The 15,648-nt window shown below is 74.1% G+C and carries 12 protein-coding genes; 9 read left to right on the top strand and 3 right to left on the bottom strand.

All coding sequences use genetic code 11. The features are described 5' to 3' along the window. Positions 1-88 precede the first annotated feature (88 nt). The 3 genes from M3148_RS03955 (at position 89) to M3148_RS03945 (ending at position 4,393) form a co-directional block, all read left to right on the top strand. Complete coding sequence (locus M3148_RS03955) at positions 89-2,224, top strand: DNA gyrase/topoisomerase IV subunit B (protein WP_251303329.1); 2,136 nt, start codon at positions 89-91, stop codon at positions 2,222-2,224. A gap of 47 nt (positions 2,225-2,271) precedes the next feature. Further along, on the top strand, positions 2,272-3,291 hold the full coding sequence (locus tag M3148_RS03950) for a GNAT family N-acetyltransferase (RefSeq protein ID WP_251303328.1): 1,020 nt from the start codon (positions 2,272-2,274) through the stop codon (positions 3,289-3,291). Positions 3,292-3,352: 61 nt separating this feature from the next. Continuing rightward, positions 3,353-4,393 (top strand): GNAT family N-acetyltransferase, encoded by a 1,041-nt coding sequence (locus M3148_RS03945; RefSeq protein ID WP_251303327.1) that lies wholly within the window; start codon positions 3,353-3,355, stop codon positions 4,391-4,393. A gap of 288 nt (positions 4,394-4,681) precedes the next feature. On the opposite strand, the gene M3148_RS03940 is transcribed toward M3148_RS03945, so the two are convergent. Continuing rightward, positions 4,682-7,138 (bottom strand): DNA gyrase/topoisomerase IV subunit A, encoded by a 2,457-nt coding sequence (locus M3148_RS03940; RefSeq protein WP_251303326.1) that lies wholly within the window; start codon positions 7,136-7,138, stop codon positions 4,682-4,684. Between the two features lie 91 nt (positions 7,139-7,229). On the opposite strand from M3148_RS03940, the gene M3148_RS03935 reads away from it, so the two are divergent. The 4 genes from M3148_RS03935 to M3148_RS03920 are packed head-to-tail and all read left to right on the top strand — an operon-like array spanning position 7,230 to position 12,328. Next, positions 7,230-9,938 carry a GNAT family N-acetyltransferase gene (locus M3148_RS03935; protein ID WP_251303325.1) on the top strand — a complete coding sequence of 903 codons (2,709 nt, stop codon included), beginning with the start codon at positions 7,230-7,232 and terminating at the stop codon, positions 9,936-9,938. Further along, positions 9,920-10,504, top strand: coding sequence for a DUF5998 family protein (locus M3148_RS03930; protein WP_251303324.1), 585 nt, complete (start codon positions 9,920-9,922; stop codon positions 10,502-10,504). The genes M3148_RS03935 and M3148_RS03930 overlap by 19 nt, the downstream gene beginning before the upstream one ends. After that, a complete protein-coding gene (locus M3148_RS03925; protein ID WP_251303323.1) occupies positions 10,501-11,673 on the top strand; it encodes an alkaline phosphatase family protein in 1,173 nt (390 codons plus the stop codon). Before M3148_RS03930 ends, M3148_RS03925 begins: the two co-directional genes overlap by 4 nt. Before the next feature lies 1 nt (position 11,674). Continuing rightward, positions 11,675-12,328 (top strand): thymidine kinase, encoded by a 654-nt coding sequence (locus M3148_RS03920; protein WP_251303322.1) that lies wholly within the window; start codon positions 11,675-11,677, stop codon positions 12,326-12,328. A 193-nt stretch (positions 12,329-12,521) separates the two neighbouring features. Here the strand turns inward: M3148_RS03920 and sepH are convergent, their stop codons facing one another. Further along, entirely contained in the window at positions 12,522-13,649 is a 1,128-nt protein-coding gene (sepH, locus tag M3148_RS03915; RefSeq protein WP_251303321.1) for a septation protein SepH, read from the bottom strand. A 169-nt stretch (positions 13,650-13,818) separates the two neighbouring features. On the opposite strand from sepH, the gene M3148_RS03910 reads away from it, so the two are divergent. Together M3148_RS03910 and M3148_RS03905 are read left to right on the top strand one after the other, a co-directional pair. Further along, positions 13,819-14,631 carry an inositol monophosphatase family protein gene (locus M3148_RS03910; protein ID WP_251303320.1) on the top strand — a complete coding sequence of 271 codons (813 nt, stop codon included), beginning with the start codon at positions 13,819-13,821 and terminating at the stop codon, positions 14,629-14,631. A 230-nt stretch (positions 14,632-14,861) separates the two neighbouring features. Next, on the top strand, positions 14,862-15,161 hold the full coding sequence (locus tag M3148_RS03905; protein WP_110850981.1) for a DUF4193 domain-containing protein: 300 nt from the start codon (positions 14,862-14,864) through the stop codon (positions 15,159-15,161). On the opposite strand, the gene M3148_RS03900 is transcribed toward M3148_RS03905, so the two are convergent. Further along, complete coding sequence (locus M3148_RS03900; RefSeq protein WP_251303319.1) at positions 15,116-15,625, bottom strand: DUF3093 domain-containing protein; 510 nt, start codon at positions 15,623-15,625, stop codon at positions 15,116-15,118. The two genes, M3148_RS03905 and M3148_RS03900, sit on opposite strands and share 46 nt — an antisense overlap. Positions 15,626-15,648: the final 23 nt, after the last annotated feature.

The following is a 15,648-nucleotide window of genomic DNA, read 5'->3' as shown; positions in this document are numbered from 1 at the left end:
GCTCCCCATCACCTCCTCACGGGGTTGGTGTGCACGGTTCCGCGGGTCAGTCCGCGGAAGTGGGGGAAGTCGTTCGTATGATCGCCGGGTGCCTCCCAAGTCGACCGCCTCGCCCTCGCAATACACCGCCCGCCACCTCTCCGTCCTCGAAGGGCTGGAGGCGGTCCGCAAGCGTCCGGGCATGTACATCGGCTCGACCGACTCGCGCGGCCTCATGCACTGCCTGTGGGAGGTCATCGACAACGCGGTCGACGAGGCGCTCGAGGGCCACGGCGACTCCATCGCCGTCGTCCTCCACCCCGACGGCTCCGTGGAGGTCCGCGACAACGGGCGCGGGATCCCCGTCGACACCGTCGACTCCGTGGGCCTCAGCGGCGTCGAGGTCGTCTTTACCAAGCTCCACGCCGGCGGTAAGTTCGGCGGCAGCTCCTACGCCGCCTCGGGCGGCCTGCACGGCGTCGGCGCCTCCGTCGTCAACGCACTGTCCGCGCGCCTGGACGTCGAGGTCGACCGCGGCGGCAAGACCTACCGGATGACCTTCCACCGCGGCGAGCCGGGCACCTACGACGACCGCGCCGGCGCCGGCCCCGAGGCGTCCTTCGCGCCCTTCACCGACGCGAGCGAGCTCGCGGTTGTCGGCAAGACGCCGCGCGGGCGCAGCGGCACCCGGGTGCGCTACTGGGCCGACCCGCAGATCTTCCCCTCCTCCTCCCAGTTCTCCTACGACGAGCTCGTCACCCGCGCCCGCCAGACGACGTTCCTCGTCCCGGGCCTGACGATCACCGTCCGCGACGAGCGGCGCCTGCCCGGCACGCCCGGGGAGGACGGCCCGGTCGAGGAGGTCTTCCGGCACGACGGCGGCGTCGTCGACTTCACCGAGTTCCTCGCCACCGACCCGCCCGTCTCGGACATCTGGCACCTCACCGGCAGCGGCACCTTCACCGAGACGGTCCAGCAGCTCGACACCTCCGGCCACCTGAGGCCGCAGGAGGTCGAGCGCACCTGCGAGGTCGACATCGCGCTGCGGTGGGGGCAGGGCTACGAGACGACGGCCCGCTCCTTCGTCAACATCATCTCCACGCCCAAGGGCGGCAGCCACCTCACCGGCTTCGAGCAGGGGCTCGTGCGCACGGTGCGCAAGCAGATCGACGCGAACTCGCGGCGCCTCAAGGTCACCGCCAAGGACCCGAAAATCGAGAAGGACGACGTCCTCGCCGGCCTCACGGCCGTCGTCAACGTCCGCCTGCCTGAGCCGCAGTTCGAGGGTCAGACCAAGGAGATCCTCGGCACTGCGCCGGTGCGGGGCATCGTCGCGAACGTCGTCGACAAGCAGCTCACCGAGATCCTCACCTCGCCCAAGCGCGACGAGAAGGCGCAGGCCGCCGCGGTGCTGGAGAAGGTCGTGGGGGAGATGCGCGCCCGCGTGCAGGCGCGGCTCACCAAGGAGATCTCGCGGCGCAAGAACGCGCTGGAGAGTTCCCGGCTGCCGGCCAAGCTCGCCGACTGCCGCACCGACGACATCGAGCGTTCCGAGCTGTTCATCGTCGAGGGCGACAGCGCCCTCGGCACGGCGAAGCTCGCGCGGTCCAGCGACTTCCAGGCGCTCCTGCCCATCCGCGGGAAGATTCTCAACGTCCAGAAGGCCTCGCCCGCCGACATCCTCCGCAACGCGGAAGTCGCCTCGATCATCCAGGTCATCGGCGCCGGGTCCGGGCGCACCTTCGATCTCGACGCCGCCCGCTACGGCAAGGTCATCCTCATGACGGACGCCGACGTCGACGGCGCCCACATCCGCACCCTCCTCCTCACGCTGTTCTTCCGGTACATGCGCCCGCTCGTCGAGGCAGGCCGCGTGTACGCAGCGGTGCCCCCGCTCCACCGTGTGGAGATCGCGGGCTCGGGTGGCAAGAAGGGCGAGAAGATCTACACCTACTCCGAGGCCGAGCTCCACCAGCTGCTCCGCAAGCTCGAGAGGCAGGGCAAGCGCTACAAGGAGCCGATCCAGCGCTACAAGGGCCTGGGGGAGATGGACGCCGACCAGCTCGCCGAGACGACGATGGACCCCGCCCACCGCACCCTGCGGCGGGTGAGCATGGCCGACGCCCAGGCGCTGGCCGAGGCCGAGCGGGTCTTCGAGCTCCTCATGGGCAACGACGTCGCCCCCCGCAAGGACTTCATCGTCGCCGGCGCCGGCCAGATCGACCGCGATCGCATCGACGCCTGACGCGCCCCCGGACCGCCACAGCCCCACGCGCACTTTAGGATTCCGACATGCCCGACACCCTCCCCGACCGCGCGGCTCCTCCCGCCCACGCCGCCGTCCCCGCCCCTCACCTCGGCCTCACCTGGCGGCCGCTCAGCACCGACGACGTCGACCCCGTCCACGCGCTCGTCGGGCGCTGCGAGGCCGTGGACCAGCCGGTGCTACGCACTGCGCGGGCCCAGGTGGTGGACGTCCTCGGGCGCCCGGCGACCGGGATGAAGGCCGACAGCCTGGGCGGCTTCGACAGCTCGGGGGAGCTGCGCGCCGCGGCCTTCGTCCACGCACCGCTCGGTGACGAGACCCACGCCCGCGTGTTCATCTCCGCGTCGGTCGACCCGCCGTGGCGTGGACGCGGCATCGGCCGTGCGCTGCTGACCTGGCAGGACGACCGCGCCCGCCAGATCCTCGCCACCCTCGACCCGAACCTGCCCGGGCGCATCGCCGCCTACGTCGACGAGGACCTCGAGGACCGCCGTCGCCTGTACGCCGCGGCCGGCTTCAGCCCCAAGCGCACCTTCCGTGAGATGCGGCTGCGGCTCACCGAGCCGCCCGCCGCCGTCGACGTCCCCGAGGGCTACGAGATCCGGCAGTGGAGCGCAGAGATCGACGACGCCGTCCGCGACGCGCACAACGAGGCGTTCCGGGACCACTGGGGCTCCCAGCCCGTCGCCGAGACCACCTGGGCGGCCTCCCACCGTTCGCTCGAGGCGGCGTGGAGCGTCGTCGCCGTCCACCTCGGGACCGGCAGCGTCGCGGGCTACGCACTCACCGCCCGCCACGAGCACCAGTGGGCGGCGCTTGGCCACACCGAGGGCTACACCGAGCTCCTCGGGGTGCTGCGCCCGCACCGCGGCTCCGGGGTGGCGCGCGCGCTGCTCTCCGCGGTCCTCGGTGCCCTGTACCGCGACGGCATCGAGGTCGCGGCCCTCGACGTCGACATGGAGAACCCCTCCGGCGCTCACCGCTTCTACGAGCGCATGGGCTACGAGCCGCAGGGCGCCCGGATCCTCTACACGATCGAGGTGTGACGCGTCGCGCTCGATCGTGTCGCCGGTAGGCCGCGACGCGGTGACCACGTATCGTCGGACCATGCTCGAGGACTACGACGGCGTCACCCGCGCCCCGGCGCCAGGCGCCGGTGCGGACCGCGCCGGCGTCGGACTGCCGCAGGGGCACGACCTCCGTTGGCAGTGGCTGACCCTGGAGAGGAACGCCGCGCTCGTCGAGCTGCTGAGCCGGATCGAGGAGCACGACGACCCGCCCTACCGGACCACCCTTGAGGAGTCCGCGGAGACCTTCGTCGCGGTCGGCGCGGACGCCGGGACGGCCAAGGCCATCGGCATCGACCTCGACGGCGTGCCCCGGGCCTACGCGATCGTGCGGGTGCGGCCCACGGCCGGCACCTACCGGGTGCTGTGCGACGGCGGCGTGGACCCTGGGTGGCGCAGCCGCGGGATCGGCGCGACCCTCCTGGACTGGCAGCTGCGCGCCGCCCGCGTCATCCTCGACGCCGCCGGACAGGGCAGCGCCCTGGCCGTCGTCCACGTCGAGGACAACATGACCCACGCGCAGACCATGCTGCGCCTGGCCGGCTTCGTCCCCACCCGCTGGTACACCGAGATGCGCCGGGACCTCCGCCTCCCGCTGCCCGACGTCCAGCCCAAGGGCAAGGTCACCATCGAGCCGTGGGACCCAGCCCTGGACGACGCCGTCCGCCGGGCCCACAACGACGCCTTCAAGGACCAGTGGGGCGGGGAGCAGCACACCCGCGAGACGTGGGTGCAGGGTCGCACCTACTTCGCGCCGCAGTGGAGCTTCATCGCCCTGGACCGCACGAGCGACCGTGCGCGCGTGGCGGGCTACCTCATGTCCGGACGCTACGAGGGCGACTGGCAGGCGCAGGGCTGGACCGAGGGCTACACCGAGATCCTCGGCGTCCGTGAGGAGTGGCGTGGGATGCGAGTGGCCACGGCGCTGCTCGTCACCGCGATGCGCGCCTACGCCGCGGACGGCATGGAGTACGCCGGCCTCGGCGTCGACTCACCGGCGCCGGGCGGGGACTTCGGCCTCTTCGGTCAGCTCGGCTACGAGCCCACGCGCCACTCGCTCATGTTCACCCGCTCCGTCTGACGCGTCCCCGCGCCCTTCGCGCTCCCGCGCCCTTCGCGCCCCCCTCGCCCTTCGCGCCCCCCTCGCCGACAGCTGAGTTGTTCCGGGACGTCGCCGCCGTGGGAGTCGGGATGGCCTGGCCAGAGACGGTGGTGGCGGCCAGTGGCGCCAGCGCCAGCTCGCCCCCACGGCATTGCAGCGTCGGCGCCAACGTGGGCGTTGGGGTCCAGTAACACGTGGGCTGTCGGCGGCGGGGCGCGGGTCATAAGTCAGCTGTCGGCGCTGGGGGGCGCGAGCTCGGGCGTGGGGTCAGCCGACGGCGGTGACGGGGGCCGGGAGCGGTCGGCCGGAGCCGTCGCGGCGCTCGTCGACCTCGGGCAGGTCGACCGGCTGACCACCCGCGCCGACCGCACGGATGGGCTCGAGGCCCACCCATGCCGTCGTCAGGGTGTCCTCGCCGCGCAGGAAGCGCTGCGCGCGGACGCCGCCGGTGGCGCGGCCCTTGCCGGGGAAGCGGTCGAAGGGCGTGACCTTCGCGCTGCCCGGCGTCGTCCCGGGGAGGGCCGTGGACGATCCGGCGACCGTGACGACGAGGCTGCGGGAGACGTCGTCGGGGTGGACGACGCCGAAGGCGACGACGCGCGCGTCCTCGGGCATCTTCACCCCCGCCATGCCGCCCGCGCCGCGCCCCTGCGGCCGGACCGCGGACGCCGCGAAGTGGAGGAGGTGCGCCTCGGTGGTCACGAGGACGAGGCGGTGCTCCTCGGGCGCGTGCGCGGCCCCGACGACGGCGTCACCCGGCTTGAGGGAGATGAGCTCCCACGCGTCGCCCTTGCCGGGACGGTCGGCCGGGCTCACCCGCTTGACGGTGCCGGCGGCGGTGGCCAGGGCAAGGGGCGGGGCGTCGTCGTCGAGGCGGGTCAGGCCCACGACGCGCTCTCCCGGCTCGAGCTGGAGCAGCTCGCCGACGGGCGCGCCGCCGGACAGGCCGGGTGCGGAGTCGGTGGGCGGCAGCGCGGGGGCGTCGAGGACCGACAGTCGCACGCAGCGGCCGCTGCTCAGCACGGCGCCCACGTCGCCGCGGGTGCGGGCCGGGACGGCGGCGGCGATGGCGTCGTGCGCGACGCGCGGGCCCAGGCGCGGCGGCTCCTGCGCGCTGCGCGCGAGCAGCCCGGTCCCGGAGAGCGCCACCCAGCACGGCTCGTCAGGGATTTCGAGCGGCACGCTCGTGCCGGTACGGCGGGCGGAGGCCGCCGAGCCGGTGGCCGGGCCGCCGGCGTGCTCGAGGAGCACGGTGCGCCGGGGGGTGCCGTGGGTGGCGGCGACCTCGGCGAGCTCGTCGCTCACGACCTGCCGCAGGAGCGCCTCGTCGGCGAGAATCCGCTGCAGCTCCTCGATCTCGCGGGCCAGTGCGTCTCGCTCCGCCTCCAGCTCGAGGCGGGAGAACCTCGTGAGGCGGCGCAGGCGCAGCGCGAGGATGTAGTCGGCCTGCGGCTCGGACAGGTCGAAGACCAGCATGAGCCGCTGGCGCGCGGCGTCGGCGTCGTCCGACGAGCGGATGACGGCGATGACCTCGTCGATGTCGGCGATCGCGACGAGCAGGCCGGCCACGAGGTGCGCGCGCTCGATGCGCTTGGCCAACCGGTGCTCGGTGCGGCGACGGACCACCTGCAGGCGGTGCTGGACGTAGACCGACAGCAGCTCGCGCAGGCCCAGGGTCTGCGGCTGCCCGTCGACGAGCGCGACGTTGTTGATCCCGAAGGAGTCCTCCATCGGGGTGAAGCGGTAGAGCTGCTCGAGGACGGCCTCGGGGTTGAACCCGTTCTTGATCTCGATGACCAGCCGCAGGCCGTGCGCGCGGTCGGTGTAGTCCGACGCGTCGGCCACGCCCTGGAGCTTCTTGGCGTCCGCAGCCTCCTTGATCTTCTCGAGCACCCGCTCCACGCCCACCTGGTAGGGCAGCTCGGTGACGACGATGGCCTTGCGGCGCGCGGTGACGTTCTCCAGGTGGGTGGTGGCACGGGTGCGGAAGGACCCGCGGCCGGTGGCGTAGGCGTCCCGGATGCCGTCGAGCCCGACGATCTTGCCGCCGGAGGGCAGGTCGGGCCCGGGCACGAAGCGCATGAGCTCCTCGAGCGTCGCGTCCGGCTGCGCGATGAGGTGGCGCGCCGCGGCGATCACCTCGACGAGGTTGTGCGGCGCCATGTTCGTCGCCATGCCGACGGCGATGCCCGACGCGCCGTTGACGAGCAGGTTCGGCATCGCGGCGGGCAGCACCGAGGGCTGGGTCAGCTGGTTGTCGTAGTTCGGGACGAAGTCGACGACGTCCTCGCCGAGGTCCGCCGTCATGAGCAGCGCCGCCGGGGTGAGGCGCGCCTCGGTGTAGCGGGGGGCTGCGGGGCCGTCGTCGAGCGAGCCGAAGTTGCCGTGGCCGTCCACGAGCGGCACCCGGAGGGAGAAGTCCTGGGCCAGGCGCACGAGCGCGTCGTAGATCGCGGTGTCGCCGTGGGGGTGGAGCTTGCCCATGACCTCGCCGACGACGCGTGCGGACTTCACGTGCCCGCGGTCCGGGCGCAGGCCCATGTCGTCCATCATGTAGAGGATCCGCCGCTGCACGGGCTTGAGCCCGTCGCGCGCGTCGGGCAGCGCACGCGAGTAGATGACCGAGTACGCGTACTCGAGGAACGAGCCCTGCATCTCGCTGGAGACGTCGATGTCGACGATCTGCTCCTGCATGGGAGGCGGAGGGGTGCTGCGGCGTGGCATGCCGCCCATTGTCCCCCGACACGGGCACCGGTCCGTGCACTGTCCCCGCCGTGTCCGGGCCCGTGTCGGACCCGGCGGGTAGGTTGGGCCCATGAGCGAGGAGGCGCCCCCGTACCCCGCGCACTGGGAGGCCGACGTCGTGCTGCGCGACGGAATCCCCATGCACATCCGCCCGATCCGGCCGCAGGACGCGCCCGCGCTCCAGGCCATGCACCAGCGGCAGTCACCGCTCTCGCAGTACTACCGCTTCTTCGCGCCGATGGAGCGGCTCAGCGAGCGCGACCTGCACCGCTTCACCCACGTGGACCACGACGACCGCGTCGCCCTCGTCCTCACGAGCGGGCCAGACATCCTCGCCGTGGGCCGCTACGACCGCGTGGACCACGAGGTCGCCGAGGTCGCCTTCTACGTCGCCGACTCCGAGCACGGCCGCGGTCTGGGATCGGTGCTTCTCGAGCACCTCGCCGCCGCGGGCCGCGAGCGCGGTGTCGTGCGCTTCACCGCCGAGGTGCTGCCCGCCAACGCCCGGATGATCCGCGTCTTCCGTGACGCCGGCTACGACGTCCACCAGGAGCTGGACGACGGCGTGCTGCGCGTGGAGTTCCACATCGAGGAGACCGGCCGCTCCTGGGGCGTCATGGCCGAGCGGGAGCAGCACGCGGAGTCGCTGAGCATGCGCACGCTCATGGCAGCCGGTTCGGTCGTCGTCGCCGGGCTGGGCGGCCTCGAGCAGATCTTCGCCGAGCGCGCCGCCGCCACCGTCCGCGACGGCAGCTTCACCGGCCCCGTCCACCTCGTCGGCCTGTCCGACGGCGGGACGGAGGGCCATGACTCCCTCACCGCGCTCGCCGAGCACCTGCGGGCGTCGGCGGCACCCGCCCCGGACCTCGCGGTCGTCGCGGGGGAGCCGGACGCCGTCGTCGCCGCGGTGCCCGAGCTCGCGGCGCTGGGCGTGCACGCCGTCGTCGTCCTGTCCGGCGGCTTCGCCGAGGGGGACGAGGCGGGTCGGAAGCGGCAGGAGGAGCTCGTGCGCCGCACCCGCGCCGGCGGGATGCGGCTCCTGGGTCCCGCGTCCTACGGCGTCGTCGCCACCGGTCCCGCGGGGCGGCTGGACGCGACGGTCCGCCGCGGGATCGGACAGGGCGGCCTCGCCCTGTTCTGTCAGTCCGCCGCCGCGGGCAGTGCGCTCCTGTCCGCGGTCCAGCAGCGCGGCATCGGGCTGCGCAGCTTCGTCTCCGCGGGCAACCGCGCCGACGTGTCCGGCAACGACACGATGCAGGCCTGGCACGACGACCCCGGCATCACCGCCGCCGTCGTCAACCTCGAGTCGATCGGCAACCCGCGCAAGTTCTCGCGCATCGCCCGGCGCCTCGGCGCCACCGTGCCGCTCATCACCGTGCTCAGCGGGCAGACCGGCCAGCAGGTGCCCCCCGGACACGCGGTCCGCACCACGCGAGAGCCGCAGCGGGTGCTCGCGCAGATGCTCGACCAGGCGGGGGTGATGCGCACGCGAACCACCCAGGAGATGCTCGACCTCGCCCAGCTCCTCGTCTCCCAGCCGCTGCCGCGAGGGCCGCGCACGGCGGTGCTCGGCAACTCCGGTGCCCTGACGACCGCGATCGCCGGCGCGGCGCGCGGCCACGGCCTCCAGCCGGTGCCCTCGGGCGCGCTGCCCGCCCTCGCCACGGGGGAGGACTACGCCCGTGCGCTCGCCCGCCTGCGGGAGGACGACTCGTGGGACGCGCTCGTCGTCGCCCACGTGCCGCCCCTGGGCGACGGCGACGCCGGGGTCTGGCACGCGCTCGCCGCGGCCGCGGCGGGAGAGGGGCGTCCCGTCCTCGCGGCCGTCCGGGGACTCCTCGGCCTCACCGACGAGCTCACCAGCGACGGACGCACCGTGCCGGCCTACGCCACCCCCGCCGACGCCGTCGCCGGGCTCGCCGGGGCGGTGGCCCACGCGCGGTGGCGCGACGCCGACCGTGGGGAGCTCGTCGACCCCACCGGCATCGCCCCGGCGCGCGCCCGGGAGCTGCTCGCCCCGGCCCTGCAGGGGCTCGCGGCCGGCGAGATCGCTCGGCTCGCGCCCGACGCCGTCGCCGAGCTCCTCGCCTGCTACGGGCTCGGCCTCGTGCCCTCCCGCACCGCCCACACCCCCGAGGAGGCGGTCGCCGCCGCGCAGCACCTCGGCTGGCCAGTGGCGCTCAAGACCCGCGACGAGGTGCTGCGCCACCGCGCCGACCTCGGCGGGGTGCGCCTGGACCTCCGCACCGCCGAGGAGCTCACCGCCGCGATGGCCGCCATGACCCGCGACCTCGAGGCCGTCGGCCGTCCCGGGCTCGGCGTCGAGGTCCAGGCCATGGCACCGCCCGGGGTGGCGTGCGTCGTGCGCGGCACCGAGGACGACCTCTACGGGCCGGTCGTGTCCTTCGGCCTGGGCGGCGACGCCGTCGAGCTCCTCGACGACGTCTCCTACCGGATCCCCCCGCTCACCGACGTCGACGTCGCGCAGATGGTCCGCGCGGCCAAGGCCTCGCCCCGGCTCTTCGGCCACCGCGGCCTGCCGGTCATGGACGTCAAGGCCCTGGAGAACGTCATCGCACGTGTCTCCGTGCTCGTCGACGACCTGCCCGAGGTGCGTCAGATCCTTCTCAACCCGGTGCTCGTCGGGCGTCGGGGCGCGGCCCTCCTCAGCGCCGTCGTCGAGGTCGCGCCGCCCGGGCGGGCCGACAGCGGACGACGCGTCCTGCCCGGGGTGGGCGCAAGTGGTGTCAAGATGGAGCCGTGGATCGCCGCAACGTGACGAACGACCTGCAGTCCCGCCTCCGAGCAGACCTGGACCGCGCCGGCTACTACCCGCGGCTCGTGCAGGGTGTTCTCGACATCGCGCTCGCCGGCGAGGAGGTCCGGGCCTACCTTGTGCACCCCGAGACGACCTTCGACTCCCGGGAGGTGCGCCGCCACCTCACCGCCCTCGCCCTGACGCCGACCCGGCTCGTCATGGCGCACGTCGACGACGTCCCGGGCGACGAGGTGCCCTCGGCCGCCGCGACCACCGAGGCGGTGCCGATCGACCGCATCTCCTCCGTCGCCCTCACCCACGGCGTGAGCGACCCGGCCGGCACCCACGGCGGCCTGCGCTCGGACGACCTCACCATCGCGGTCACCTGGGGCGGGGCCCAGCAGGTCGACCTCGCGCCCGCCGGCTGCAGCGACCCCGACTGCGAGGCCGACCACGGCTACACCGGCCTGCTCACCCCCGAGGACGTCGTCGTGCGCGTGAGCGCACAGGCGGAGGGTGCCGCGGCGCTGGAGCAGGCGCTGGCCTTCGCGCGGGCGCTGTCCGCCGCGACGGTGTCGTCGCCGTGACCGAGCTGCCCCCCGACCTGCGCCTGCCCGACTACGACGGCGCGGGGCTGCGCGCCGTGCTCCCCGCCGCCCTCGACGCCGTCGGAGCCGCGACGACGAGCGCGGGCCGCAGCTCCGCCGACGACCGCGAGGCCCTGGGCCTGCCGCGGGCCCGCAAGGTGTGCGTCGTCCTCGTCGACGGCCTCGGCGCCCGCATGCTCGCCGAGCGCGGCGGGCACGCCCCGTTCCTGCGCCGCCAGCTGGCCGACGGCCTCACCCTCACGAGCGGCTACCCGTCGACGACTGCAGCCAGCCTCACGATGTTCGGTACCGGCTGCCCGCCCGGCCAGACCGGCATGCTCGGCTACACGGTCCGCAACGACGCCGACGGCTCGCTGCTCAACCTCATCAGCTGGGAGGACGCGACGGTCTCGCCGCGGCAGTGGCAGCCCGAGCCCACCCTCGTCGAACAGCTCGGCACCGAGTCGTGGGGACGGCGCGTGGCGAGCGTCGGCCCGGCCCGCTTCGTCGGCTCCGGGCTCACCGAGGCCGCGCTGCGCGGCCCGCGCTTCGTCGCCGCCGACTCGATGGCCGACCGCGTGGACGCGACCTGCTCGCTGCTCCGCACCCGCGGCACCGACCTCGTCTACCTCTACTGGGGCGACGTCGACAAGATGGGCCATCAGCACGGCTGGGGCTCCTGGCAGTGGGGCGAGGCCGTCGAGCTCGTCGACGCCGAGATCTCTCGGCTCGCCCGGCAGCTGCCCAAGGGCACTCTCCTGCTCGTCACCGCCGACCACGGCATGGTGGACCTCGGCCTCGACTCGCGCATCGACGTCGCGACGACCCCGGAGCTCGACCGCGACGTCGCGCTCATCGCGGGGGAGCCGCGCGCCGTCCACGTCCACACCGAGCCCGGGGCCGCCGCGGACGTCGCGGGGCGCTGGCGGGACGTGCTCGGGGACACCGCCTGGGTGCTGCTGCGCGAGGAGGCGGAGGAGGTCGGCCTGTTCGGTCCGCTGAGCGAACGGCACCGCACGACCGTCGGTGACGTCGTCGTCGCGACCCGGGGGACGCGCGCCGTCGTCGACTCCCGCACGCAGACGCCGTCGTCGATCGCGCTCGTGGGCGTCCACGGCTCGCTCACCCCCGGCGAGCTGGAGATCCCGCTCGTGCGGGTGGTGGTGTGAGGTGGCCGAGCTCGCCTTCTTCGCCGGCACGATGGACTCCGGCAAGTCCACCCTCGCCCTGCAGATCGACCACAACTACCGCCGCCGCGGGCTGAGCGGCCTCATCTTCAGCCGGAACGACCGTGCTGGCAGCGGCGTGCTCTCCTCCCGCCTCGGCCTGGCCGTCGCCGCCGTCGAGGCCGACGACGCGACGGACTTCTGGCAGGAGGTCGTCAGCCGGCGCACCCACGGCGAGCGCGTGGACTACCTCGTGTGCGACGAGGCGCAGTTCTACAGCGTCGCGCAGGTCGAGCAGCTGGCCCGGCTCGTCGACGACATGGGCGTGGACGTCTTCGCCTTCGGCATCACCACCGACTTCCGTACCCGGCTCTTCCCCGGCTCTGCCCGGTTGCTCGAGCTCGCCGACCGCGTCGAGCAGCTCCAGGTCCAGTCGCTGTGCTGGTGCGGGCGCCGCGCGACGCACAACGCGCGCACCGTGGACGGGCGCATGGTGACCGTGGGCGAGCAGGTCGTCGTCGGGGACACCGCGGCGGAGCCTGAGCCGGCCGGCGGCGTGGGCTACGAGGTGCTGTGCCGCCGCCACCACGTGCGCCGGGAGACCGCCGCCGTCGCCGGTGCGGCCGAGCTCAGCCCGGAGACCCTGCCCCTGGGCTGAGCGCCGGTGCGCCGGCCTGCTGGCCGCGTGAGGTCGCCGGCGGCTGCGCCGGCGGCTGCGCGTGAACTGCGCACACGTCTGCCGGGAGGCGGGCTGGGCGGCACCTGTCCCGGCGTGTCGGGCGCGTGTCGCCGACTTGTGCGCAGATCAGCGGCGGGCCCGGGTGCGGGCGCCTGGGGCCGCCGACGGCCGGCTACTCGGGCTTGGCGCCGAAGACGATCTCGTCCCAGCTCGGCACGCTTGCGCGGCGTCCGCGGCTCGAGCGTCGCTTCGCGTCCTTGGCCTCGCCCTCACCACGCTGCGCCGGTGCCTGTGCGGCCCGGCGGCCCTGACCCTCACCCGTCCGGGGCTGGGCCGGCTCCTCGGACCTCGGCGGGGCGGGCGGGGCAGCAGGCGGCGTGGACGGCGCAGGCTCCTGCTCCTCCACGACGGCGGGACGGGCGTCACGCGGCATGGGCAGCACCTGGGCGTCGACCGCTTCGTGCGCCCGTGAGGCCGGCGGATGGGCGGCCGGGGGCAGCCCCCAGTCGTCGTCGTCCTCGACCGGCTCCAGCTCGGGGCGGGTGCCACGCGTGGCGCGCAGCTCCGCGAGGAGGTCGTCGGTGCTCGCGGCCGGCAGGTCGCCGTAGCCGAGGTCATCCTCCGGCTCGGCGTCGGTGAGGTCGGCGTCGACCGCCGCGAGGGCCGGGCCGAGGTCGCCGTCGGCCTCGATGTCGTAGAGCCGCACCGGCATGAGGTGACGGCGCGAGGCGCTGGCGGGGGTCACCTCGGTCTCGGAGAGCCAGCGGCCCTCGTCGTCCAGCGCGTGCGTGGTGCGGGCGGCCATGTCGACCTCCCAGCGGGCCTCGCGGTGCTTGTCGCCGGCGGTGAAGCGGGCGATGAGCTCCCATGAGCGGTCCTGGCCGCGGACGGCGTCCCACTCGATCTCCGGTGCGCGCACCCCGCGAGTGGCCAGCCGGTCCAGGACGAGGTCGCCCAGCGAGGGGGAGTCCTCGGCGCGGCCGACGGTGAAGCGGCGCGCCTGGTCGACCACCCAGCTGCGCTCGGCGAGGACGGGGCCCTCGTAGCGTTGGACGTGCTCCACGGGCAGACCGGCGGCCTCCGCGACCTCCACGGCCGTGGCGCCGGCGCGGATGCGCGCCTGGATCTCCTTGGGCCGCAACCCTGCGCCGGCGCGGATCTGTTCGAGCTGGGGCCGGTCGCGCCGGACGGCAGCACGCAGCGCGTCGTCGACCAGCAGGCGGTAGCGCTGGCCGTCCGGACCGGCGAGCGTGAGGTGCTCGCCGTCGCTGTGCAGCCCGACGAGTTCGAGCTCTAGCATGTCGTCCCCCTTCGAGGTATGGGTCGAGGGTGCCACCGCTCGCGGCCCGGATGCCGGATTCCCGCCGGTGTGTTCGCCAGGGTCCTGTCAGCATGGACCAGTGCGGCCGCCGGACCGGGGAGGTTCCCCGGCGTGGCACGGCCCACCCGAGCCGCCCAGGGAGGACACCATGACCGATACCACCGCCGTCAGCCAGGAGCTCATGGGAATCGCCGAGACCGTTGCCCGCGAGGCCGGCGACCTCGTCCGTGAGGCCCTCGGTGGGTCGGTCGCCGTGGCCGCGACCAAGAGCAGCGGCGTCGACCTCGTCACCGAGGTGGACCAGGCGGCCGAGGCGCTCATCCGCCGCCGCCTCGCCGAGCTGCGCCCGGACGACGGTGTGCTCGGGGAGGAGGAGGGCTGGCAGGACGGCTCCTCCGGCCTCGTCTGGGTGGTCGACCCCATCGACGGGACGACGAACTTCGTCTACGGCCTGCCCGCCTACTCGGTGAGCATTGCCGTCGCTCGCGCGGAGGGGGAGGACCCCTTTGCCTGGGGGCTGCTCGCCGGCGCCGTCCACGCCCCCGCCACCGGGCAGACGTGGACCGCGGCGCGCGGCGGTGGTGCGTACGCCGACGGCGAGCCGATCGCCATCGGCTCGCCGCCGCAGCTCGCCACGGCGCTCGTCGGGACAGGTTTCGCCTACACCGCCGACCGCCGCGCCGGGCAGGCGCAGGTGCTCGCCGCGGTCCTGCCCGAGGTCCGGGACATCCGCCGCCTCGGGTCGGCCGCGATGGACCTGTGCCTCGTCGCCGCCGGCGCCATGGACGTCTTCTTCGAGCGCTACCTCAACCCCTGGGACATGGCAGCGGGCGCGCTCGTCGTCACCGAGGCCGGCGGCGTCGTCGAGCGGGTGGGGGAGGGCGTCGAGGGCGTGACGGTCGCGGGCCCGGCCGCGCTCGTGCAGGCGCTCCTCGCCGTCGTGCGTCCCGTCCTGCGCTGAACGGCCCGCCGGCCGAGAGATTCCGGTCACACCGCGGGGAGCTCTGCACTCGACAACGCGCGGATCGCGGCGGAAACTCAGGCCTTGGTGCGGGCCCGACCGCGACGGCGGACCGACTCATGGTGCACAATCCGGGTGCCGCGGGAACAACACGGGGCTCTCGACGTTCCTGAGGTACGGCACGAGCCGTGCCCCTGACACAACTAGACGAACCGGAGCGTGACGTCTACATGGCGACCGACTACGACGCGCCTCGCAAGAACGAGGAGGACCTCTCCGAGGACTCGATCGAGGAGCTCAAGGCCCGGCGGGCCGAGAAGAGCTCTCCCTCGGTCGACGAGGACGAGGCGGAGGCCGCCGAGGGCTTCGAGCTCCCGGGTGCCGACCTCAGCAACGAGGAGCTCTCCGTCCGGGTGCTGCCGCGCCAGGCCGACGAGTTCACCTGCTCGCGGTGCTTCCTCGTGCACCACCGCAGCCAGCTCGCCTACGAGGACGGCGGCCAGCTCGTCTGCTCGGAGTGCGCCGCCTGACCTGCCCGTCCCAGGGCCGCGGCCAGCTCGGCAGGACGCCGGCTGGCCACGAGCCAGTAGGGCGTCGGGTCTTGCGGGTCGACGACCTCCACACGCAGGCCCTGCCGCACCCACGCGCGCTGGCAGACAAAGGCGCGAGCATCGGCCTGCGGGCCCATGGCCGCAACCATCGCATCGGCGTCGAGCACCTCGGTCCTCCCGAGGTGCACGACGCCGATTCGTGCGTTCGCGGCGTGCAGCACCGGACCCGTGCCGAGCTCCTCGTCCCCGAGGTCGACGACGACCCGCGGCGAGCTGACGAGCAGCGCGCCGACGACGGCGACCGCCGCCAGCACCCCGATGACGTAGCCGGCCGTGGCGCTGAAGGGCCACACGAGCACGCCGACCGCCGCACCGGCGAGCGCGCCGAGCGCGAGGTTGACCGGACGGGGGTGCAGGCGCTCGGAGAAGATGACGGAGTCCACGGCACCACTCTCCCACCCCGCCC

Source organism: Georgenia satyanarayanai, from assembly GCF_023715365.1.
GTDB classification, from domain to species: domain Bacteria; phylum Actinomycetota; class Actinomycetes; order Actinomycetales; family Actinomycetaceae; genus Oceanitalea; species Oceanitalea satyanarayanai_B.
Note: the sequence above shows the minus strand (reverse complement) of the source record. Positions and strands in the feature narration are given on the sequence as shown.

Bases quoted from the DNA above. Each gene is read 5' to 3' on its own strand.
- M3148_RS03935 (WP_251303325.1), top strand. From the start codon at position 7,230: ATGAGCGAGGAGGCGCCCCCGTACCCCGCGCACTGGGAGGCCGACGTC.
- sepH (WP_251303321.1), bottom strand. From the start codon at position 13,649: ATGCTAGAGCTCGAACTCGTCGGGCTGCACAGCGACGGCGAGCACCTC.
- M3148_RS03905 (WP_110850981.1), top strand. From the start codon at position 14,862: ATGGCGACCGACTACGACGCGCCTCGCAAGAACGAGGAGGACCTCTCC.
- M3148_RS03910 (WP_251303320.1), top strand. From the start codon at position 13,819: ATGACCGATACCACCGCCGTCAGCCAGGAGCTCATGGGAATCGCCGAG.
- M3148_RS03940 (WP_251303326.1), bottom strand. From the start codon at position 7,138: ATGCCACGCCGCAGCACCCCTCCGCCTCCCATGCAGGAGCAGATCGTC.
- M3148_RS03950 (WP_251303328.1), top strand. From the start codon at position 2,272: ATGCCCGACACCCTCCCCGACCGCGCGGCTCCTCCCGCCCACGCCGCC.
- M3148_RS03945 (WP_251303327.1), top strand. From the start codon at position 3,353: ATGCTCGAGGACTACGACGGCGTCACCCGCGCCCCGGCGCCAGGCGCC.